The organism is Ventosimonas gracilis, assembly GCF_001580025.1.
Taxonomy (GTDB): domain Bacteria; phylum Pseudomonadota; class Gammaproteobacteria; order Pseudomonadales; family Pseudomonadaceae; genus Ventosimonas; species Ventosimonas gracilis.
In genome coordinates, this window is record NZ_LSZO01000220.1 from 30,858 (window position 1) to 52,696 (window position 21,839).

The window sequence follows — 21,839 nt, forward strand, 5'->3', positions numbered from 1 at the left end:
AATGGGTTAATGAAAGAAAAAACGCTCCTTAGCTATTTTCTGCTGCTGATGTTGACCTTACTAACTGCCTGCCAGAGCAAGCCGCTGCCACCGCTGCCGGTTTGGCAAAGCAGCGAGGGTTTGGCACATACCGATTTAGGGCGGATTGTGGATTTAGCCAGCGGGCGGACGTTGACGGTGGACGAGCTTATCCAGCAATTGGCCGCTGCGCCGCTGGTGCTGGTCGGTGAACAGCACGACAACCTGGACCACCACGCACTGGAACTCTGGCTGCTGCAAGCGCTACAAACACGCCGCCGACAAGGCAGTTTGCTGCTGGAAATGCTGGACGATGGGCAACAGCCATCGGTAGCGCAAGCCCGGTTGGCGTTACGCAATGGGCAAGCGTCAGCCGATTTGCGCGCAGCACTGAATTGGCGAAGTGGTTGGGATTGGGCGGCTTATGAGCCGCTGCTTCGTTACACGCTGGCGCAGCCTTGGCCGCTCTTGCCCGCCAATCTTGAGCGCGGTGAGATGATGCAAATTTACCGCCATCTGGCACCATTAAAGGGCGATCGATCCACCGCAGAGCCGGTGCTTAACGCACTACGCGAGCAGATACGCGATTCGCATTGCAATCTGCTGCCTGCAACGCAATTGCCCAACATGCTGGCGGTGCAACAGCAGCGCGACCGGCGCATGGCCGAGCGTTTGTTGGCGGCACCGAAACCTGCGCTACTGATTGCCGGCGCTTTTCATGTGCGGCGCGATTGGGGCGTTCCCTTGCATTTGGCGGATTTAGCTCGCTCTGACAGCAAGGTGCTGATACTTGCGCAAGTCGGCCAGCAGGTTACGCAAGAAATGGCCGATTTTGTCTGGTACAGCGCCGCGCTGCCCGAGCAAGATTACTGCGCGAGTTTGCGTCAATAGTCACCGTAAAACGGCCGATTTTGCCCTGCCCGCTTCTGCAAGCGGGCTAGGGTCTGTTCCCGGGTTTCTTAGCAGCACATAGACCGCACCGCTGCCGCCGTGGCGGGGCACGCAGGAGGCAAAGCCAAGCACTTCGGGATGCTGGCGCAGCCAACTGTTCACCCGACTTTTTAGCAATGCCTGTTTACCCAAAGCACCGCTCGCTTTGCCGTGAACAACGCGCACGCAGCGCACAGCCAGTTGCTGCGCCTCGGCGATAAAGCCAACTAACTGCTCGCGCGAGCGTTCTACCGTCAGCCCGTGTAAATCCAGGCTGCCCGAAAAGGCCAGTTGTCCGCGAACCAAGCGCTGCATCTGGCTTTTTTGCACACCGTTCGATGCAAAGTACAGCCGCTCTTCTGCTTCAACATCGACCACAAATTGGTCAGATAAGGCAGGTGAAACCCATGTTTCCGGCAAATGGCTTGCGCGTTGGCGTAACAGCGCAAAACGTGCGTTATCGACCGGGCGGCGACCGGTTTCGGCGCGGTCTTGAGCCATCGGCGTAACGCCGCGCATGGCCGCTCGAAACAGCGCTGCCTCATCGTTCGTCATGGCGCATGGGTCAATCCAGCAGACTTAAAAACTCGCTACGCGTGGCGGCATTTTTGCGAAATTGCCCCAGCATTACGGAAGTGACCATGCTGGAATTTTGCTTCTCCACCCCACGCATCATCATGCACATATGCTGCGCTTCGATGACCACGGCAACGCCGAAGGCATTGGTGACTTGCTGCACTGCTTCGGCAATCTGGCGGCTCAGGTTTTCCTGGATTTGCAGGCGGCGAGCGTACATATCGACGATTCGCGCGACTTTGGAAAGCCCCAGCACCTTGCCGTTCGGCAGATAAGCCACATGCGCCTTGCCGATAAAGGGCAGCAGGTGATGTTCGCACAAAGAGTACAGTTCGATATTTTTTACCAACACCATTTCGCTGCTGCTGGTGGCAAACAGTGCGCCGTTGGTGACTTCTTCCAGCGTTTGCTGATAGCCACGGCACAGGTACTGCATGGCTTTGGCGGCGCGTTTTGGGGTATCGGCCAATCCTTCGCGGCAAGGGTCTTCGCCGAGCGCTTCAAGAATGCCGTGGTAATGCGATTGCAGGTTCAAAATAACGATTTCCACTAAAACCGCCCCTCATAAAAAGAGGCGGTAGAAGGCTTCAGAGTAGCTCGATAGCCATTGCGGTGGCTTCGCCGCCGCCGATGCAAAGCGTTGCCATGCCGCGTTTGCCGCCGGTTTTTTGCAGCGCGTTAATCAGCGTGACCAGGATACGCGAGCCGGTTGAGCCAATCGGGTGGCCTTGCGCACAAGCGCCGCCGTAGATATTGACTTTGGCCGCATCCAGCCCGTGCTCTTGAATCGGCAACATGCTCACCATGGCAAAGGCTTCGTTAATCTCGAACAGGTCAACCTGGTCCTTGCTCCAGCCGGTTTTGGCAAAGAGTTTGGACAGTGCACCGACGGGCGCGAGGGTAAATTCGCCCGGCTCTTGGCTGTGGGTGGTATGCGCGACGATACGTGCTTGCGGTTTAAGGCCGCGTTTGGCGGCTTCTTCAGCCGTCATCAGCACCAGCGCGCTGGCGCCGTCGGAAATCGAGCTGGCGTTGGCGGCGGTGATGGTGCCGTCCTTGCTGAACGCCGGGCGCAGCGTGGGGATTTTTTCCAGATTGGCGGTCAGTGGTTGCTCGTCATCTTTGATGGTGACTTCGCCTTTGCGGGTTTTTAGCGTGACCGGCACAATTTCGCTATCCAAGGTACCGTCTTTAATGGCTTTTTGTGCGCGTTTAAGCGATTCAATAGCGTAAGCGTCCATGGCTTCACGGGTCAGGCCGTATTGATCGGCGGTTTCTTGTGCGAACGACCCCATAAGACGGCCAGTACGCGCATCTTCCAGACCATCGAGAAACATATGGTCTTTGACCTCGCCGTGTCCCATGCGCAGACCGGTACGCACTTTCGGCAGCACGTAAGGTGCGTTGCTCATGCTTTCCATGCCACCGGCAACCATCACTTGGTTAGTACCGGCTTTGAGCAAATCGTGCGCCAGCATCACGGCTTTCATACCCGAACCGCAGAGTTTGTTGACCGTGGTGCAACCCGTTGATACCGGCAAGCCCGCGCCGAGAGCCGCTTGTCTGGCAGGACCTTGCTTTAAACCGGCGGGCAACACGCAGCCCATAATCACTTCCTCTACATCCTCAGCCGCAATGCCCGCGCGCTTTACCGCTTCACGAATGGCAAAGGCGCCGAGTTCAGTCGCCGTTGCCGTCGCCAAACTGCCCTGAAACCCACCCATCGGGGTGCGTACACCACTCACAATCACAATATCGGTCATTGCAAATTACCTCTTGTAAGCCTGTTGTTGGAAGCCAAACAGTTTAGCGCGGCAGCCGGTGTCTGGCGTGCTAATTTCTAGGGAAATGCGTCTGCCGCCTATTTGTTTGCGACTTTTGTAGCTAAGCCACTTGGCACAAGTGTTGACCGTAAAGGATTGATACGGTCAAGATACCGTGCTTGGGGTCAAAAGACCCTCGCGCACAATGAGCAGCGTCTGCGCCGGTTTGCCTGCCAGCGCCTGCGGCATTTTTCGTTCAGTTCAAAGCAACGAGGAACTCCATGAAGGTATTGGTAGCGGTCAAACGAGTGGTTGACTACAACGTCAAGGTCAGGGTGAAAGCGGACAACTCCGCCGTTGACTTGGCCAACGTCAAGATGGCGATGAACCCGTTTTGTGAAATCGCCATAGAAGAAGCCGTACGGCTAAAAGAAAAAGGCATTGCCAGTGAAATTATTGCCGTCTCGGTAGGCCCTGCTGCCGCGCAAGAACAACTGCGCACCGCGCTGGCGTTAGGTGCAGACCGCGCGATTTTGGTTGAAAGCAGCGCCGATTTAAATTCCTTGGCGGTTGCCAAACTGCTTAAAGCGGTGGTGGATAAAGAGCAACCTTCTCTGATTATTCTGGGCAAACAAGCCATTGACAGCGACAACAACCAGACCGGCCAGATGCTCGCCGCGCTCTGTGGTTATGCGCAAGGCACCTTCGCCTCCAAAGTTGAAGTCGCGGGCGAGAAACTTAAAGTTACACGGGAGATTGACGGCGGTCTGCAAACCGTTGAACTCGCCCTGCCCGCGGTGGTGACGACCGACCTTCGCTTAAACGAGCCGCGCTACGCCTCGCTGCCGAACATTATGAAAGCGAAGAAAAAACCACTGGAAACGCTCACCCCAGACAGCCTTGGCGTATCGGTTGCCTCCACCTTGCAGACGCTGAAAGTCGAAGCACCGCCGGTACGTCAGGCGGGCATCAAGGTTAAATCGGTAGAAGAACTGGTCGAAAAACTGAAAAACGAAGCGAAGGTGATTTAATCATGGCTATTTTGGTAATTGCCGAACACAGCGCTGGCGTATTGGCGGGCGCAACCCTAAATACTGTGGCTGCCGCACAAAAAATCGGCGGTGATATTCATCTGCTGCTCGCTGGGGAAAACCTCGCCGCATTAAGCGAAGTCGCCGCCAAAGTAGCGGGCGTGAATAAAGTGCTGGTTGCAGAAAGCTCCGCACTCGCTCATCTGCTGCCGGAAAACGTAGCGCCCTTGGTCGCGGGTCTGGTACAACAAAATGGCTATAGCCATGTCTTGGCACCGGCTTCCACCAACGGCAAAAACTATCTGCCGCGCGTAGCGGCGCTACTCGATGTTGACCAGATTTCTGAAATTATCGAAGTGGTTTCGGCAGATACCTTTAAACGTCCGATTTACGCCGGTAACGCCATTGCTACCGTGCAGTCTTCGGCAGCAGTCAAAGTCATCAGCGTGCGTTCGACCGGCTTTGACGCAGTGGCCGCTGAAGGCGGCAGCGCCAGCGTGGAAGCGGTAACAGCTGCTGCCGATGCCGGAAAATCGGCCTTTGTCGGTGAAGAACTCGCCAAATCCGAACGTCCAGAACTCACCGCCGCGAAAATCGTGGTTTCCGGTGGTCGTGGCATGCAAAACGGCGATAACTTCAAGCTGCTTTACGCACTGGCGGACAAGCTCGGTGCGGCGGTCGGCGCGTCCCGCGCGGCGGTGGATGCGGGCTTTGTGCCGAACGATATGCAGGTCGGCCAGACCGGCAAAATCGTCGCCCCGCAGCTTTATGTCGCGGTTGGTATTTCCGGTGCTATCCAGCATTTGGCCGGTATGAAGGACTCCAAAGTCATTGTGGCTATCAACAAGGACGAGGAAGCCCCTATCTTCCAAGTCGCCGACTACGGACTTGTAGCGGATTTGTTTAGCGCTGTACCCGAGTTGGAAAAAGCGCTGTAAATCGCTTGAGGGACAAAAAAGCCCGCCTGCTTAGGCGGGCTTTTTATTTAATCGCCGATCCAGCGTCTTAGCACCAAACTGGCATTGGTGCCGCCGAAACCAAAGCTGTTGCTCATCACCAAGTCCACTTTGGCGTTTTCTTCGGTTTTTTGCAGGATGGGCATGTCGGCCACTTCTGCATCCAGCTGCTCGATATTGATGGAACCGGCCAGGAAGCCTCCTTCCATCATCAGCAGGCAGTAAATGGCCTCGTGCACGCCCGCAGCGCCCAGCGAATGACCGGATAAGCTCTTGGTCGAACTGATTTTCGGCGCATTGCCTGCAAAGACTTCACGGATACCACGGATTTCCGCCGTATCGCCGACCGGCGTGGAGGTGCCGTGGGTATTTAAGTAATCCAGCGGCTCGTTAATGCCCGAAAGCGCTTGACGCATGCAGCGCACCGCGCCTTCGCCACTGGGCGCGACCATATCGTAGCCGTCTGAGGTTGCGCCGTAGCCGACGATTTCTGCGTAGATTTTCGCGCCACGGCGTTTGGCGTGTTCCAGTTCCTCCACCACCACCATGCCACCGCCACCGGCAATGACAAAGCCGTCACGCTCGGCATCGTAAGGGCGCGAGGCTTTTTGCGGGCAATCGTTGTAGCGTGAAGACAGCGCGCCCATAGCATCAAACAGGCAGCTCTGGGTCCAGTGCTCTTCTTCACCGCCACCGGCAAAGACCAAATCCTGCTTGCCCATCTGGATTTGTTCCATCGCCTGACCGATACAGTGCGCACTGGTCGCACAGGCCGAGGAAATCGAGTAATTCACACCCTTAATGGCAAAAGGTGTGGCAAGGCAAGCCGATACCGTGCTGCCCATCGTCCGCGTCACGCGGTAGGGGCCGACCCGCTTAACGCCTTTTTCGCGCAGAATGTCGATAGCTTCCATCTGGTTAAAGGTCGAAGCGCCGCCAGAACCGGCAATAAGACCCACACGCGGATTGGAAACTTGTTCAGAGCTAAGACCAGCATCGGCAATCGCCTGCTGCATGGAAAGATAAGCAAAAGCCGCCGCATCCCCCATAAAGCGGTAGAGTTTACGGTCGATGCAGTCTTCCAAATTTAAATCGACCGAACCACAAACTTGGCTGCGCAAACCCATTTCGGCATAGGCCGGGTTATGCCGGATGCCCGCCCTGCCGCTGCGCAAACTGGCCGTAACACTTGCTTTATCCGTGCCAAGGCAGGAGACGATACCAAGGCCGCTAATAACAACTCGACGCATCGGGATAACCTCGTTAGAAGTGATCGGTGGAAGTAAACAAACCAACGCGAAGCCCTTCGGCTGTATAAATCTCGCGTCCATCGACACTGACCGTACCGTCAGCAATGGCCAGTACCAGCGAGCGGTTAATAGTACGTTTAATATGAATGTTGTAGGTCAACTGCTTGGCCGTCGGCAATACCTGCCCGAAAAACTTGACCTCGCCAGAACCCAGCGCCCGTCCGCGCCCGGGATTGCCCTGCCAGCCTAAGAAAAATCCTACCAACTGCCACATGGCATCCAGGCCCAGACAGCCCGGCATCACCGGGTCGCCCTCAAAATGGCAGCCAAAAAACCACAGTTCGGGATTGATGTCGAGTTCGGCCACCATCTCGCCTTTGCCGTATTTGCCGCCGCTTTCACTGATATGGCGAATGCGGTCAACCATCAGCATATTGGGCGCGGGTAACTGCGCGTTGCCCGGACCGAACAGTTCCCCGCGGCTGCAACGCAGCAGGTCTTCACGGCTGTAGGCGGTTGGCTTGGTCATGCTAATTCCTTGAAAGTGCTTAGAAAAACGGTCACATTAGTTGCTTTGCAGCTTGCTTTGCGCCGTACTTTAACGGCGGCGCTTATAGCATAGAAGCCGGCCGCCATCTACAAAATTCCCGCTTTTTTGCGTCTTAAAGCCAAGCGGCGGCTGCCTATAATATCGCTTTGCCATCGGTAACGGATTTTTTATGAGCGAAAAACAACCCATTGCCGTCTTGGGCGGCGGCAGTTTCGGCACGGCGAGCGCCAATCTGCTGGCACAAAACGGTCATTCGGTCTTGCTGTGGATGCGCGATAGTGCGCAGGCCAAGGCTATCGCTAACGAGCGCGAAAACCCGCGTTACCTTAAAGGCATCAAAATCTACCCCGCCGTTACCCCGACCACCGATTTAAGCGCCACGCTGACCGCTTGCGAGCTGATTTTTGTCGCGCTGCCATCGGGCGTGCTGCGCAGCGCCCTGCAACCGGTTGCCGGGCTGTTATCCGGCAAATGCCTGGTTAGCCTGGCCAAGGGTATCGAACAGGGCAGCTTTAAACTGGTGAGCGAAATTCTCGCCGACATTGCGCCGGATGCGCGTATCGGCGTGCTGTCAGGCCCTAATCTTGCGCGCGAAATCGCGGAACAAGCGCTCACCGCCAGCGTGATTGCAAGCCAGGACGAGACGCTCTGCCGCCGCGTGCAAGCGGTGCTGCACGGGCGCACCTTTCGCGTTTATGCAAGCAGCGATCGCTTCGGCGTGGAACTATCCGGCGCGCTAAAAAACGTCTACGCGATTATTGCCGGTATGGCCGCCGCCCTTGGCATGGGCGAGAACACGCGCAGCCTGCTGATTACCCGCGCACTGGCAGAAATGACGCGCTTTGCCGTGCGCTTGGGTGCCAATCCCATGACCTTTTTGGGCTTGGCAGGTGTGGGCGATTTGATTGCGACCTGTTCATCGGAAAAAAGCCGAAACTACCGCGTGGGTTTTTTCTTAGGGACTGGTCTTTCCCTGCAACAGGCCATCGAGCGCCTGGGCGAAACCGCAGAAGGGGTCAATACACTGGTCGCACTCAAAGCCAAGGCCGAGAGCCTTAATATCTATATGCCGCTGGTCGCCGGGCTTTACGCCATCTTGTTTGAAGGCCGCACACTGGAACAAGTGATAGAAGCGCTTATGTGCGGCGAGGCGAAAACCGATGTGGATTTTATTTCGGCAAAAGGGTTTTGATTAACAGGATCAAAACCTATTACAGAGTAAAGCAGATAACACTTTCTGATGATGGCTCAGTATTGGTATCTACTTCCACGCTCTCTATGCCTTTTTTTATCGTATTCCACATCAATCGCTTTTTCAAGCTCGGCCTGCGTCATATTATGCATATTATCAATAGGATCGAAAAAGGTCCAGTGGATCTCTTCCATTTTACAATAATCCCTTCGTTCTTCGTTATCTCGATACTCTTTATCAAGAATATATTGCACCGCTTCTCGATGTGATTGGAAAGCGGCTATGGCTTCTTTATCAAACCTATTACTTGCTTTCGCCTTTTCTATGTAGCGCATCCATTTATCCAGATAATCAATGCACTCTTGCGGAAAGTTTTTGGGGTATGGGATGATTTTGCTTTTATTATCTTTACAGGCAGTGATTGCAAAAAGACACAAGACCAAGATAACAAGAAAAAAGGGCTTAAAAATACGCAGCGCAGAAACCATGCCAATACTCTTTATTTTCGTGCATTCTACACAATATCCGTTCGGGCAGAGCCGCAACAAAACGACTCCGCCAAGAGCTTTATACTCCCATCAATTTTAACTGTATGTGGGATTTCCAGTTAACTGCGCCTGTATCTACACATACCTTATAAATTTTATTCTCCTTCTCCTTCTCCTTAATCTTTTTTACCCAGCGCTTTTTCTTCAATGGTAAGCGCCATAATATCTCTTCCACAATTGATCAGCTATCAAGACTGTAAACGATACAAATCAAGCAATAAAAAAACAAATTCCAATTTGTATCAAAATGTAAAATTATTACTTATCAATCCAATAAACTTAAGCCGCGACCAATACACGGATCGCTTCAAGGCGAAGACGTGCTTTGCCGAGCAGTTGCAGTCCTTGTTCGCGTTGTTGTTGCAAGGCTTTAATTTCATTTTGGCTAACCGCTTTATTGATTTTTTGCAGTGCTATCAGGCGGTTTGTTTCTTCTTGCAGCGCTTGTTCAAAATGCTTTTGCGCCTTTGCTACTCGCTGTTGATGGCGCGGGGCGGCTTGCTGCTCGGCGGTTTTAATCAGTGCGGCGATAACCTCACGTTGCGCTTTGATAAAGCGTGCGGCGTTATTACGGGCAACGCTTTCCAATTGCGCATTTAAGGTATTAAAGGCGACTTTTTCCGCTAAATCCTGCCCTTGTTCATTAAGCAGGCAGCGCATCGCCGCTTGCGGTAAAAAACGTGACAGTTGCAAGGTTTTCGGCGCGACACATTCGCTGGTAAATAAGATTTCCAGCAATAAGGTGCCGGGTTTTAGCGCTTTGTTTTTAATCAGCGCGACCGCGCTGTTGCCCATTGTGCCTGCCAGCACCAAGTCCATACCGCCTTGCACCATGGGGTGCTCCCAAGTAAGAAACTGCATGTCTTCACGTGATAACGCCTGTTCACGGTCATAGGTGACGGTGACGGCTTCGCTCGCGCCCAGCGGGAAGCTGGTGTCGAGCATTTTTTCAGACGGGCGCAAAATCAGTGCGTTTTGGGAGTGTTCTTCGCTGTCAATGCCAAAGGCATCGAGCAGCATTTCCATATACACCGGCAGGGCAAATTGTTCGTCTTGTTCGCCTATGGCATGCGCGAGCTGCTCGCCCTGCCCTGCTCCGCTTGAGGCGATTTCCAGCAGGCGGTCGCGGCCTTGTTGCAATTCTTCGGTGAGCCGCAAGCGTTCTTGGCGGGCTTTTTCCAATAACTGCTGCCAGGCGGTGGGGTCTCCGCCTTCCAGCAAACTCAGCAATTCACAGCCGAACTGTTGCTGCAAGGCGTTGCCGGTCGGGCAGGTGGCGAGAAAGGCATTGAGCGCTTGGTGGTACCACTGAAACAGGCGCTCTTGCGGACTATTTTGTAGATAAGGCAGATGAATTTGAATGCGTTGCTGCTGGCCGATACGGTCGAGGCGGCCAATGCGCTGCTCCAGCAAGTCGGGATGGCTGGGCAGGTCGAACAGTACCAGGTGATGACTGAACTGGAAGTTGCGCCCTTCGCTGCCAATCTCCGAACAAATCAGCACCCGTGCGCCAAATTCGGCATCGGCAAACCAGGCCGCCGAACGGTCGCGCTCCAGCAGGCTCATGCCTTCATGGAAGACCGCCGCACCAATGCCAAACTTGCGTAGTGCATCGCCCAAATCCAGTGCGGTTTCGGCGTGTGCGCAAATCACCAATACCTTGAACTGTTTCAGCATCTTTAAGGTATCGAGCAACCAATCCACACGCGGGTCAAACTGCCACCAGCGGCGTTCATCCCCGGTCGCTTGCAGTTGCCAGCTCAGTTCCGGGTATAAATCGGCGTGCTCGCCCGGCATCAGCGATTGATATTCGACTGGATTTTCCAGCGCAAAGGGATGCAAGTCGCGCTCAGCAAAGCCACGCACAGCGGCGCGGGTATTGCGAAACAATAAGCGGCCGGTGCCGTGGCGATCCATCAGTGCGCGTATCAGGCGGTCTCTCGCCCCGCTGTCGGTGGACTGCGCCGCCAGTAGTGTTTCGCCTTCTTCGCCTAAAAAATGGGCAATCTGCTGCTTGGCGCGGGGCGAAAGTGACGGTTGCTCCAATAATTCCTGGACAGCGCCCGCAACCGGCCGGTAGTGCGCCGCTTCTTCACGAAACGCGGCAAAGTCATGAAAGCGCGCCGGATCCAACAGGCGCAGACGGGCAAAATGGCTGTCTTGGCCTAATTGCTCCGGTGTTGCGGTCAACAGCAGCACGCTATCGATTTGTCCGGCGAGGCGCTCCACCAGTAAATATTCACCGCTCGCCTGTTCCGGATGCCAGAGCAGATGGTGCGCTTCATCGACCACCAACATATCCCAATGCGCCGCCTGCAACGCCGCTGCGGCCTGTTCGTCCTGCACCAGCCAGCTCAGCGAGGCGAGCACTAATTGGCTGTCTTCAAAAGGATTGTCGCCATCGCTTTGGATAAAACGCTGCGCATCAAACAACGACGCATGCAGATTAAAACGACGGAGCAGTTCGACCAGCCACTGATGTTGCAGATTTTCCGGCAGCACAATCAGCACCCGCTGGGCACGACCGCTGAGCAGGCGCCGATGAATAATCAAACCCGCCTCAATGGTCTTGCCAAGGCCAACTTCATCAGCGAGCAGCACGCGTGGCCGCGCCCGGTCGGCCACTTCACGGGCGATATGCAGTTGGTGGGCGATCGGCTCGGCGCGTGCGCCGCACAGCCCCCAAAGCGGCGACTGCAACAGACGGCTGCGTTGTTGCAAGGTCTGATAGCGCAGGGTAAACCAGGCCAATGGGTCAATCTGACCGGCGAGCAGGCGGTCGGACGCGCTACGAAACTGGATAAAGTTGGAAAGCTCCGTTTCTGGCAGGCGAGTCGCATTCGGCCCGTGATAAATCAGCAGCCCCTGCGCCTCTTCGACTTCCTGCACCATCATCCGCCAGCCGTCGAAATGGCTGATCTCATCCCCTGGCGAAAAACGCACGCGCGTCAGCGGTGCACGCTGTAAAGCGTAACGGCGCGTTTCCCCGCTGGCCGGATAATGCAGCGTGACCATGCGTTCATCTTGGCTTAGCACTGTGCCCAGCCCCAATTCGCTTTCACTGTCGCTCAGCCAACGCTGCCCGCTTACATACTGCGCCATATGCGTTCTCCTTTTATCACCCGGCTATTTTCGTAGTTTAGGCCATGCAACCCAACGCCACTTTATTGACTCGGGTCAGTTTTCCACTGGCCGCCCGCGCCTATGCTAGGCGCATTGTTATTGCGGTCAATAAGGGGGTTATCTGAAAGGAATAGGGGTGTTTCTTTCAGAACATGGGCACGCAAGGCAATTGGGCGACCTTCGGGTCGCCTTTTTTTGCCTTTAACAACAGACCCTACGCCCGTGCGGCGCTTTGCATTTTGCTTTCGCTTGAGCGGTTGCTGCTGAGCTTGGCGAGCAGCTCGGCTTCGCTGCGCGACAGGCCGCAGACTTTGGCGAGGTCTTGCTTGCTGGTGCCAAGTCTGGCCAGCCTTGCCGCTTGCGTGATGGGCAGTTTGCGCGGGTCTTGCTGCTCGATTTGCTGAACCCGCTCGCCCTGTGTGCAGACTTGCTCGCGCAGATCACCAATCAGTTTTGCCAGATGTTCAGCACGGACGGCACTGCGGTTTAGCAAATGCTTAAGTTCGTCCAAGCGTTGTTCGCTCTTCTTACGGAGTAAGGCTTGTTTGCGCTTGACGCGGTAAAGCTGCCAGCCGAGCAGTGCCAGGCCGAAACAGGCCGCTCCTGCGAGCAGCAGGGAGAGTTCGGTTAAGTTCATCAGGGGTTTCCGTGGTTTAGCCAATCCTGCTGCGCCAGCAGTTGCGGCAGGTCGAGCAAAATTAAAAGTTCTTCGCCGCGTTTGCATAAGCCTTGAATAAAGCGGCGGTTTTCTTCGCTGGCAAGGCTTGGCAGGTTTTCGATGGCGGACTGATGCAAGTAGACCACCTCGGCCACGCTATCGGCAAGCAGGCCAATGACCTGGCCTTCGGCTTCAATCACCAAAATGCGGCTGCTTTCGGTGAGTTCTGCAGGTGGCAGGCCGAACGGCTGGCGCGTGTCGATCACCGTCAGCACATGGCCGCGCAGATTGATAATGCCAAGCACTTGCGGCGGCGCACCGGGCACCGGGGCGATTTCCGCCGGGCGCAATACTTCTTGCACCTGCATCACGTTAATGGCGTAGCTTTCACCGGCAAGGCGAAAAGTAACCCATTGCAGCAGCGGATCGTCTTGGCTGGGTTTGCTTGCGTGGTTCATCGGTTTGCCTGTTGCTTGGCTTGCGTCATAAAAATGACAACAAGGATGAATGGGTGGTTTTAGCAAATCATATGCCAGCTTGCCCGCTCCCCTGCCCCTCTCCGGCAAGCCTGAGAGGGCTGTGAAGGTCAATCGGCGCATGGCGCAAGTCAAGATGACGCGAGATCAGCAGCACTACGCGGCGGTTGCGCGAGCGGCCTTGGCTGCTTTGGTTGTCGGCGAGCGGCTGATATTCGCCGTAGCCGACGGCGGCAAGGCGCCTGGGGTCGATACCGTCTTGCATCAGTATGCGCACCACGCGGGCGGCGCGGGCGGCGGACAGTTCCCAGTTGCTGGGGAATTTGATGGTGGCAATCGGGCGGTCGTCGGCAAAGCCTTCCACCCGTACCGGATTGGGATAGGCGCTGAGTACGCCAGCGACTTTATCCAGCACGCGGACGGCATCAGGCAGCGGTTCAGCGGCGCCGCTTGGAAACAGCAAGGCGGAGTTCAGTTCAATTTCCAGCCACAGTTCATTGCCACGAATATGCGCTTCGCCCTGCGCGATTTCATCGCCCAAGGCGCTTTGGATTTGTTCGGCAATGGCCTCTAGCGCTTGAACCGCTTCCGCTTCCGGGTCTTGTGTGGGCGGGATAGGCACAGCGGGCAGCTCAATCAGCGAGCCGTCTGGTTTAAGTTCAATCGGGGTGCTGGCCTCGGGATGGTCGAACAGCTTAATCAGCGCTTTAGCGATTTCCTGATGGCGGATGTCATCGACCGAACTGCTCGCGTACATCACCACAAAGAAGGCAAACAACAGGGTAATAAAGTCGGCGTAAGAGACCAGCCAGCGTTCGTGGTTTTCGTGTTCTTCATGGGCGCGGCGGCGGGACATGGGATTTCCTTGAGGTTTGGGTTTAATGCATAAAGCCTTGTAATTTCAGTTCAATCGAACGCGGGTTTTCGCCTTCAGCGATGGACAGGAGCCCTTCGAGCAGCATTTCGCGGTATTGCGCTTGTTGGCTGACGGCGGCTTTTAAGCGTCCGGCGAGCGGCAGCAGCAGGAGGTTGGCAAAGCCTACGCCGTAGATAGTGGCGACAAAGGCGACCGCGATGCCTTGGCCTAAGCTGCTGGCATCCTCTAAGTTACTCATCACATGAATCAGCCCAAGCACAGCGCCGATAATGCCGATGGTGGGTGCGTAGCCGCCCATCGCTTCAAAGAGTTTGGCCGCTTGCAGGTCACGGCTTTCTTGGGCGATCAGGTCAAGCTCCAGCGTGGCGCGGATTTTCTCGCTTAACGCGCCGTCTGAAAGCAGTTGCAAACCTTTACGCGCGTAATCATCGGCTTCAGCTTCGGCGAGTGTTTCCAGTCCCAGCAAGCCTTGACTGCGGGCGGTTTGGCTCCAGTCCACGACTTTTTGAATGCCTTGCTCAAGGTCAATACGCGGCGGCATCAATAGCCAGCGCGCCATGCCCAAGGCGCGCTTAAAGACGCTAAAAGGCGTTTGCACCAAGCTTGCACCTAGCGTGCCGCCCAACACAATCAGCGCCGCCGGGCCGTTAAGCAGTGCGCCGATATGGCCGCCTTCAAGATAATTGCCACCCAAAATGGCTATCAGTGCGAGCGCAATGCCGAGCAGGGAAAACAGGTTCATAGATTCGCCTCAATGGATTAAACATGGACTAAAAATGGACTAAACAGCGGAACAAGCACGTTGCAGATAAGCCGGGAGGTCGGCGAGGCTGTACACCGCATCGGCGAGGCCCGCCTTGACCACGGCTTGCGGCATGCCGTTGATCACGCAACTGGCCTCGTCCTGCACCCACACTTGGCTGCCTGCCTTTTTTAGCAGCCTTGCACCTTCGCAGCCGTCGCTGCCCATGCCAGTCAAGACCAGTGCCAATACCTTGTTGCCGTAACCGTTGGCGGCGGCGGCAAAGCTGATATCCACACTGGGGCGGTAGCTTTGCCGCTCATCGCCGTTAACCAGTCGCACGCGCTGCTGCGCCGTTAATAAAAGTTGTCTGCCGCCGGGGGCAAGCAATGCCCTGCCGGGGCGTAAAAAGTCGCCGTCTTCGGCTTCTTTAACGGCAATTTTGCAGGCGGCGTTAAGGCGCTCGGCAAAGGCGCTGGTAAAGCTCGCCGGCATGTGTTGGATCAGTAAAAGCGGCGCGGGAAAATCCGCCGGCAGCTCGCGCAATATGCGCTGCAAGGCGACCGGCCCGCCGGTGGAGCTGCCGATAATCACCAGTTTGTAAGCGCGTGGCAGCGGCGCTTTAGTGGCGGCAAGGCTCGTTTGCTGGTGCGCTGGCATGCTTCCCAGCAGCGGCAGTTGTCTGCTTTGGGCAATGGCATAAATGCGCGAGCACAGCAGTTGCTGCACCTGCTGCGGGCGAGTGGCAAGTTCTGCAAAGTTTTTTGGCAGAAAATCCACCGCGCCTGCGGCCAGCGCGTCCAAGGTGACTCGTGCGCCTTCATGGGTAAGCGAGGAGAACATCAAGACCGGCGTCGGGCGCTTTTGCATAATGCGGCGCAGTGCGCTAATACCGTCCAGAACCGGCATTTCGTAGTCCAGCGTGATGACATCCGGTTTAAGTGCGAGGGTCTGCTCAATCGCCTGCTGCCCGTCGCTCGCGCTGCCGATCACCTCTATTTTCGGGTCTAGCGAGAGCAGTTCGGTCAAGCGTTTGCGAAAAAACGCCGAATCATCGACCACCAATACCCGTATCGCCATCATCAGCCCCTTTTCTGTCTGGCGTAGTGGGTCAGCAGCCCAGGCACGTCCAAAATCAGGCCGATGCGCCCGTCGCCGGTGATGGTCGCGCCAGCCATGCCGGGCGTGCCGTGCAGCATTTTGCCGAGCGGCTTGATGACCACTTCTTCTTGGCCGATAAGCTGGTCCACTACGAAACCGGCGCGTTGATTGCCGATGGACAGCACCACCACGTGCGCTTGTTCAGGTTTTTCGCAGCAAGCGCCTTGCACCAGCCAGCGCTGCGGGTAGAACAGCGGCAGCGCTTGGCCACGAATCAACACCATTTCTTGTCCGTCCACCTGATGACTGGCGGACAGGTCTAGCTGGAAGATTTCGCTGACATTGACCAGCGGGAAGGCAAAGGCTTGACCGCCCAGCAGCACCATCAGCGTCGGCATAATGGCGAGCGTTAGCGGCAGTTTGATGGCAATGCGTGTCCCTTGGCCTGGTTGCGATTCAATGTGGATGCTGCCGTTCAGTCGCGTGATTTGCGTTTTCACCACGTCCATCCCCACGCCGCGACCGGAAATATCCGAGACCTCGCTACAGGTGGAAAAACCCGCCGCAAAAATCAGGTTATAGCAGTCTTCTTTAGATAGTCGCGCGGCGGTGTCTTTATCGAGCAGCCCTTTTTCTACCGCTTTGCGGCGCAGCAGCTCGGGGTTCATACCAGCGCCGTCGTCGCTGATACAAAGCAGAATATGGTCGCCCTCTTGTTCGGCCTGCAACACAATGCGCCCGCTGCGAGGCTTGCCCTTATCCTCACGCACATCCGGCATTTCAATGCCGTGGTCGACGGCGTTGCGCACCAGATGCACCAGCGGGTCGGCGAGCGCTTCCACCAGGTTTTTATCCAGCGCGGTGTCTTCGCCGACCAACTCCAGCGCAATCTCTTTGCCCAAGCTGCGCGCCATATCGCGCACTAGCCTCGGGAAGCGGCCAAAGACTTTTTTAATCGGCTGCATGCGTGTTTTCATCACCGCGTTTTGCAGGTCAGCGGTGACTAAATCGAGATTGGCGAGGGTTTTTACCATCACTTCATCGCTACTTTGCGCAGCCAAACGCAGCAGGCGGTTACGCACCAAAACCAGTTCACCGACCAAATTCATAATGTCGTCCAACTGCGCGGTATCCACTCGCACGGTGCTGGTCTGTGCTTTGCTGGCGGCTTTGGGTGGTTCTTCCTTGGCAGGCGTGGCGACCAGTTGCGGATTGAACTTGCCCGCGCCGTGCAGTTGGTCAAGCAGCGCTTCAAATTCGTTATCGCTGATTAAATCGGCGGTTTTTTCTGTGGCTGCGCTTTGCTCTGCCTGCAAAGCGACGGGCACTGTTTTTTTGCCGTGCAATTGATCGAGCAAGGCTTCAAATTCATCCTCGCTGATCTCATCACTGCCCGCTGCGTCCGGAGCCGCAGGCATGGGCGCTGGCAAGGCGCTGGCAAGGACAGGGTCCTCACCCGCGCCTGCCAGTTTCGCCAAGGTATCGAGCAAGGTTTTATCGGCGGGCGTGGGCTCTTTGCGCTGTTTGACCTCATCAAACATCGTTGCCAGCGCATCGAGCGCGGCCAATACCGAATCCATCAGTTCGGCGCTGACGCCAATCAATCCTTTGCGCAGACTGTCGAACACATTTTCGGCGGCGTGACAGCAGGCCACCAAGGCTTGCAATTGCAAAAAGCCCGCGCCCCCTTTGACGGTGTGAAAGCCGCGAAAAATCGCATTGAGCAGATCAGTATCTTGTGCGCAGCTTTCCAGCTCAATCAGTTGTGCGGACAGTTGTTCGAGGATTTCTCCCGCTTCCAGCAGAAAGTCTTGCAGGATTTCCTCATCAGCGATAAAGCTCAAATTCCATCACTCCTAAAGCCGTTTTCTCCTGCTCCCTTAACGCCCTTCCCGCAAGTAAGAGTCATCGAAAAGATGGGAAAAAAGAGGGCAAGGCTAAAAACCAAGACTTAACAACAATTCGTCCACTTCATCTTGCGTTTGCGCCTGTTCGGCAGGACCGCAGCCTTCGGCCAGAGCGCGGCTGTGCCTGTTGACCTGCTGTTGCAAACGAAAAGCCGCCTCGCCTTCACTTTCCACAAGGTGCTGCACACCGGCAGCGGTCAACATCAGTTGCAGCAGGTCGCGCTCGATGCCGACGACAAGGGCGGTGACGCGCTTGATCAGTTGGCCGGTTAAATCCTGAAAACCCTGTGCCAGCAGGATTTCATTTAAGTTTTCAGCCAGTTTTTGTCCGCCTGCTTGGCAACCTGCCAAAAAAGCGCCCATGCGCGCGGCAAAATCGGGGAACTCCTCTTCTGTCATCTCACGAGCGAGCAGTCTTTTCCAGTCAGCGCTGAGCGCTGCGCTGCGCTTCACCACATCCGCGGCCAGAGGCGCGCTTTGCTCGACCAGATCCATGGTGCGGTTGGCCGCTTGTTCGGTCAGCTCCACCGCGTAGTCAAGACGCTTGCTCGCACCTTCGACTTTGGAGGCGTTTTTATGACCAGTGGCGGGTTCATCCCATTGAAAATTAACGATGGCGTTATGCAGTTCGCGGGTCAGTTTGCCGACCTGCTGGTACAGCCCCTGCTCACGCGTAGTGGAAAGTGGCTGCCCTGGTTCAGCGCAGTTCATGCCAGGTTGCGCTCGAAGATTTTCTCGATTTTTTCTTTAAGCGCCGTGCCGGTAAAAGGCTTGACCACATAGCCATTAACTCCGGCCTTGGCCGCTTCGATGATTTGCTCGCGCTTGGCTTCGGCGGTGACCATCAGTACCGGCAAACGGGCAAGACGCTCTTCGGCACGCACCTGTCGCAACAGTTCAAGACCGCTCATGCCGGGCATGTTCCAGTCGGTAATCAAAAAATCAAAGTTGCCGTTTTTTAGCAGCGGCAATGCACTGTTGCCGTCGTCCGCTTCGCTTAAGTTGGTAAAGCCCAAATCACGCAACAGGTTTTTGATAATCCGCCGCATGGTCGAAAAATCGTCCACGATGAGGATTTTCATGCTCTTGTCCAACTTAAGTTCTCCTATTGAGGTCGTCGTCGGCTCCTTTTTTTAACAGAGCCTTGGTTTGCTTCTTGCCAATCACTCAGACGTGCACGCAAGCGGGCGGCGCATTGGCTGTGCAATTGACAGACACGCGACTCGCTGACGCTTAGCACCTGACCAATTTCTTTCAGGTTCAGTCCTTCGTCGTAATACAGCGAAAGTACGAGTTTCTCTCGTTCGGGCAGTTCATCAATGGCCGCCGCCAGTGCCTGTTCAAAGCGCTCGTTTTCAAGCTGTGAGAGCGGTGAAGCAGGCAGTTCACTTTCTGCTGCAAAGCCCGGTGCCTCACTGTCTTGCAGCAACTCTTCCAAACTGAGCAGACGGCTGCCCCTGCTCGCCGAGAGCATGGCGTAGTATTCGCTGATACTGATGTCTAGTTCGGCAGCAATCTCGCAATCTTTAGCCTCGCTGCCGGTTTTTGCTTCAACTTTACGGATAGCCTCGCTGATACGGCGGCTGCCCCGGTGTACCGAACGCGGCACCCAATCGCCCTTGCGCACGTCATCGAGCATCGCGCCGCGAATGCGGATACCGGCAAAGGTTTCAAAACTCGCGCCTTTGCTGTCGTCAAAATTCTTCTGCGCTTCGAGCAGACCCATCATGCCCGCTTGCATTAAATCTTCGATTTGCACATTGGCGGGCAGTCTGGCCAGCAGATGCCAGGCAATTTTGGAGACCAGCGGGGCATATTGCTCAATCAATGCTTGCTGCGCGCAGCAGGACGCGCCAGCGGAATAAGCATGCTTGCGAGCGGAGGGTGCCGTCATAAAGTCTCCTGCGGGTTAAATTTTGTGCTTTTGATGAGCGCCAAGCTCTGCAAATAACGTCGCCATTTGCAGCTCGCTGGGAGCAATGCTGCCTTGCAGGGCGAGCGCCTTGGCGACCAGTTGATACTTGCTGGCGTTTTGCAAATCATCGGGGATGCAAGGACCGTTGGTAAGCCAAGTCACCGGCAGCCCCTGTGCTATGGAAAGGCCAATCAACTCGCCAAGGCTCGCCGCTTCATCCAGATGGGTAATCACCAAACCGGAAAGTGGCTGCTGCTTTTGGTAATGCCTTACCGTGCTGGCAAGCACCACCTCACTCATGGTCGCTGGCAGCAGCAGATAGGACTTGCAGGCGGCCGCGGGTAATGCGCTGACTCCGGCGTTTCCATCTATCAATATCAAAGACTTATGCGAAAGGCGCTCCAGCAATTTGGGTAATTCTTCAGCCGTATCGGCTTGAAAAACCGGCACATCCAGAATACGCCCCAAGGTTTTAAGCTGCTCGTGCGCACCGATACGAAAGCTGTCCATCGACACCAGCGCCAGTTGTGCGCGGCCGTTTTCCAGCACATAACGCGCCGCGAGCTTGGCCAGTGTGGTGGTTTTTCCGGCACCGGCAGGGCCTATCAGCGCAATGCATCCACCCTCTTTAAGCGGGTCTTGCTTTTGCATGGGAATTTGTTGGGTCAGTTGCGCCAGCAGATGACGAAAAGCCAAACGCGGTTCTTTGATGTGCTCTACCGTTTGCAGCAAACGCTGGATCAGTTCGGCAGGTAATCCCAATCGTGCCAGGCGAAACCACAAGCCGGTTTGCTCGGGTTTTTCCGCTTGCTGCCTGGACCAGGCCAGACTACCAAGCTGTACTTCGACCAATTCGCGAAGGCTTGCCAACTCTTCACGAAACTGCGCCAGCACCGGCACGGTGGTTTGTGCCAGCGGCGCGGATGGCGGACTTGCTGGCGCAGGCTTGGCTGATTGGGCTTCTTTAAAAAGCTGCCCAGGTTCGCCCGTTTCACTGTGCGTCAAACGCACCCGCGCCTCGGCAATCGCCGCTTGGGTCTTGCGCAACTCAGCCGCAAGTTCTGGATTAACCGGCGGCAGTTCAGCGACTGGAGCCGCGCTGGATGCCGTCAATTCCACCCCTCCGGCCAACGCGCGACTACTGATAATCGCCGCGTCGTCTTTTAATTCAGCCCGTACCCGTTGCATGGCACGGCGCATATCAGCGGCAAAAAAGCGTTTTACTTGCATGTGTCTCTCACGGTTTGTTGCGGTTTTTTTAGCAATGGCTTTTGCGCGCCGTGAGAAAGCAAGAAATAAACCAACTTGCTAAAACTTAAGCGCAAAGCCTTGCGGCGGTAAGAGCGCTGGTAATAAGTTCTGGCTTAAATACGCGGATAATTCGACTGGTTGTTAGCGGCTGAAAACCGCCACAAGCCGTGGGGAAGTTGGTTTGAATGGCTTTTGAAAAATAAAATGAAAAAACTTCTCAAAAGCTATTGACTATCAAAATTGTCTTCTCTAAGATTACAACCACTGGCTTCGCGGCCAGTGGATAAACTGAAAACCGCAGCAGTGCAGCTTTCAGATTATCTCCTCATCAGGCTAATCACGGTTATTGACCCACCTTTCGGTGGGTCTTTTTTTGCCTAACCGATGGTCACGGGCGGCAGATTAACCTTCAGCACCTGCTGCTGCTTACGTGGGGCGATGATCTCCGCCACGCCGTCTACTACCAGTTCTTCATGCTGATTAAGCACTTTTGTGGCGATTTTGACGCGAAACTTGGGCAGTTTTTCCAACACTTCAAGCCGTACTGTCAAGCAATCGCCCAGTTTGACCGGCTTTAGAAAACTCATCGTTTGCCCGACATAGATGGTTCCAGGCCCTGGCAACTCACAGGCAACCGCCGCGCTAATCAATGCGCCGCTAAACATGCCATGCGCGATACGCTGCTTAAACATCGTGGTCTTGGCAAAGTCTTCATCCAGATGCAACGGGTTACAGTCACCCGACATCGCCGCGAACAACTGAATATCGCGCTCCCCAACCGTTTTTTGGTAGTTTGCGCTCTGGCCTATTTGCAGTTCATCGTAAGGGATATTGCTTAAGCTATCGCTCATTTGTGTCTCTCTATTTATTGAAAATTTATTGAAAAGGCAGGCGCACAGTATTCCGCGACCCGTTAATGGATAACCAAGAGCCAATAACACTTTCCAGCCGCACGCCGATTATTTATCCGTACGT

The 21,839-nt window shown here is 55.5% G+C and carries 22 protein-coding genes; 4 read left to right on the forward strand and 18 right to left on the reverse strand.

The window, feature by feature from the left end:
* Positions 1 to 9 precede the first annotated feature (9 nt).
* The gene (locus tag AXE65_RS12985) at positions 10 to 909 is read left to right on the forward strand and encodes a ChaN family lipoprotein (protein ID WP_068393377.1); all 900 of its coding nucleotides are present in this window, start codon (positions 10 to 12) and stop codon (positions 907 to 909) included.
* On the opposite strand, the gene AXE65_RS12990 is transcribed toward AXE65_RS12985, so the two are convergent.
* From AXE65_RS12990 to AXE65_RS13000, 3 genes are read right to left on the reverse strand one after another with little or no spacing between them, the layout of a single operon-like run.
* Positions 910 to 1,503, reverse strand: coding sequence for a Smr/MutS family protein (locus AXE65_RS12990; protein WP_079214180.1), 594 nt, complete (start codon positions 1,501 to 1,503; stop codon positions 910 to 912).
* A gap of 10 nt (positions 1,504 to 1,513) precedes the next feature.
* Positions 1,514 to 2,059, reverse strand: a complete 546-nt coding sequence (gene folE, locus AXE65_RS12995; RefSeq protein ID WP_068393468.1) for a GTP cyclohydrolase I FolE — start codon at positions 2,057 to 2,059, stop codon at positions 1,514 to 1,516.
* 52 nt (positions 2,060 to 2,111) lie between these two features.
* The gene (locus AXE65_RS13000) at positions 2,112 to 3,287 is read right to left on the reverse strand and encodes an acetyl-CoA C-acyltransferase (RefSeq protein ID WP_068393380.1); all 1,176 of its coding nucleotides are present in this window, start codon (positions 3,285 to 3,287) and stop codon (positions 2,112 to 2,114) included.
* 281 nt (positions 3,288 to 3,568) lie between these two features.
* On the opposite strand from AXE65_RS13000, the gene AXE65_RS13005 reads away from it, so the two are divergent.
* Positions 3,569 to 4,318, forward strand: a complete 750-nt coding sequence (locus tag AXE65_RS13005; RefSeq protein WP_068393384.1) for an electron transfer flavoprotein subunit beta/FixA family protein — start codon at positions 3,569 to 3,571, stop codon at positions 4,316 to 4,318.
* A 2-nt stretch (positions 4,319 to 4,320) separates the two neighbouring features.
* Complete coding sequence (locus tag AXE65_RS13010) at positions 4,321 to 5,256, forward strand: electron transfer flavoprotein subunit alpha/FixB family protein (RefSeq protein WP_068393387.1); 936 nt, start codon at positions 4,321 to 4,323, stop codon at positions 5,254 to 5,256.
* A gap of 47 nt (positions 5,257 to 5,303) precedes the next feature.
* Here the strand turns inward: AXE65_RS13010 and fabB are convergent, their stop codons facing one another.
* Both fabB and fabA read right to left on the reverse strand, forming a co-directional pair.
* The gene (fabB, locus tag AXE65_RS13015) at positions 5,304 to 6,524 is read right to left on the reverse strand and encodes a beta-ketoacyl-ACP synthase I (RefSeq protein WP_068393390.1); all 1,221 of its coding nucleotides are present in this window, start codon (positions 6,522 to 6,524) and stop codon (positions 5,304 to 5,306) included.
* A gap of 13 nt (positions 6,525 to 6,537) precedes the next feature.
* Complete coding sequence (fabA, locus tag AXE65_RS13020; protein WP_068393393.1) at positions 6,538 to 7,053, reverse strand: 3-hydroxyacyl-[acyl-carrier-protein] dehydratase FabA; 516 nt, start codon at positions 7,051 to 7,053, stop codon at positions 6,538 to 6,540.
* Positions 7,054 to 7,243: 190 nt separating this feature from the next.
* On the opposite strand from fabA, the gene AXE65_RS13025 reads away from it, so the two are divergent.
* The gene (locus tag AXE65_RS13025) at positions 7,244 to 8,266 is read left to right on the forward strand and encodes an NAD(P)H-dependent glycerol-3-phosphate dehydrogenase (RefSeq protein ID WP_068393396.1); all 1,023 of its coding nucleotides are present in this window, start codon (positions 7,244 to 7,246) and stop codon (positions 8,264 to 8,266) included.
* Positions 8,267 to 8,322: 56 nt separating this feature from the next.
* On the opposite strand, the gene AXE65_RS13030 is transcribed toward AXE65_RS13025, so the two are convergent.
* The 13 genes from AXE65_RS13030 to AXE65_RS13090 form a co-directional block, all read right to left on the reverse strand.
* The gene (locus AXE65_RS13030) at positions 8,323 to 8,754 is read right to left on the reverse strand and encodes a hypothetical protein (protein ID WP_068393399.1); all 432 of its coding nucleotides are present in this window, start codon (positions 8,752 to 8,754) and stop codon (positions 8,323 to 8,325) included.
* 339 nt (positions 8,755 to 9,093) lie between these two features.
* Positions 9,094 to 11,916, reverse strand: a complete 2,823-nt coding sequence (gene rapA, locus AXE65_RS13035; RefSeq protein ID WP_068393402.1) for an RNA polymerase-associated protein RapA — start codon at positions 11,914 to 11,916, stop codon at positions 9,094 to 9,096.
* 235 nt (positions 11,917 to 12,151) lie between these two features.
* The gene (locus AXE65_RS13040; protein ID WP_068393405.1) at positions 12,152 to 12,574 is read right to left on the reverse strand and encodes a DUF2802 domain-containing protein; all 423 of its coding nucleotides are present in this window, start codon (positions 12,572 to 12,574) and stop codon (positions 12,152 to 12,154) included.
* Complete coding sequence (locus AXE65_RS13045) at positions 12,574 to 13,053, reverse strand: chemotaxis protein CheW (protein WP_068393408.1); 480 nt, start codon at positions 13,051 to 13,053, stop codon at positions 12,574 to 12,576. Before AXE65_RS13045 ends, AXE65_RS13040 begins: the two co-directional genes overlap by 1 nt.
* A gap of 67 nt (positions 13,054 to 13,120) precedes the next feature.
* Positions 13,121 to 13,927, reverse strand: a complete 807-nt coding sequence (motD, locus tag AXE65_RS13050) for a flagellar motor protein MotD (protein WP_068393410.1) — start codon at positions 13,925 to 13,927, stop codon at positions 13,121 to 13,123.
* Positions 13,928 to 13,949: 22 nt separating this feature from the next.
* Positions 13,950 to 14,690, reverse strand: a complete 741-nt coding sequence (locus tag AXE65_RS13055; protein WP_068393413.1) for a flagellar motor protein — start codon at positions 14,688 to 14,690, stop codon at positions 13,950 to 13,952.
* 39 nt (positions 14,691 to 14,729) lie between these two features.
* Positions 14,730 to 15,770 (reverse strand): protein-glutamate methylesterase/protein-glutamine glutaminase, encoded by a 1,041-nt coding sequence (locus AXE65_RS13060; RefSeq protein WP_068393417.1) that lies wholly within the window; start codon positions 15,768 to 15,770, stop codon positions 14,730 to 14,732.
* A gap of 2 nt (positions 15,771 to 15,772) precedes the next feature.
* Positions 15,773 to 17,635, reverse strand: coding sequence for a chemotaxis protein CheA (locus AXE65_RS13065; RefSeq protein WP_068393420.1), 1,863 nt, complete (start codon positions 17,633 to 17,635; stop codon positions 15,773 to 15,775).
* Between the two features lie 93 nt (positions 17,636 to 17,728).
* Positions 17,729 to 18,409, reverse strand: a complete 681-nt coding sequence (locus tag AXE65_RS13070; RefSeq protein WP_068393423.1) for a protein phosphatase CheZ — start codon at positions 18,407 to 18,409, stop codon at positions 17,729 to 17,731.
* Entirely contained in the window at positions 18,406 to 18,792 is a 387-nt protein-coding gene (locus tag AXE65_RS13075) for a chemotaxis response regulator CheY (protein ID WP_068393426.1), read from the reverse strand. The genes AXE65_RS13070 and AXE65_RS13075 overlap by 4 nt, the downstream gene beginning before the upstream one ends.
* Positions 18,793 to 18,803: 11 nt before the next feature.
* Positions 18,804 to 19,592 (reverse strand): RNA polymerase sigma factor FliA, encoded by a 789-nt coding sequence (locus tag AXE65_RS13080; RefSeq protein ID WP_068393429.1) that lies wholly within the window; start codon positions 19,590 to 19,592, stop codon positions 18,804 to 18,806.
* Between the two features lie 15 nt (positions 19,593 to 19,607).
* Positions 19,608 to 20,843 carry a flagellar biosynthesis GTPase FlhF gene (gene flhF, locus AXE65_RS13085; RefSeq protein WP_068393432.1) on the reverse strand — a complete coding sequence of 412 codons (1,236 nt, stop codon included), beginning with the start codon at positions 20,841 to 20,843 and terminating at the stop codon, positions 19,608 to 19,610.
* 398 nt (positions 20,844 to 21,241) lie between these two features.
* Complete coding sequence (locus AXE65_RS13090; RefSeq protein WP_068393436.1) at positions 21,242 to 21,715, reverse strand: MaoC family dehydratase; 474 nt, start codon at positions 21,713 to 21,715, stop codon at positions 21,242 to 21,244.
* Between the last annotated feature and the right edge of the window lie 124 nt (positions 21,716 to 21,839).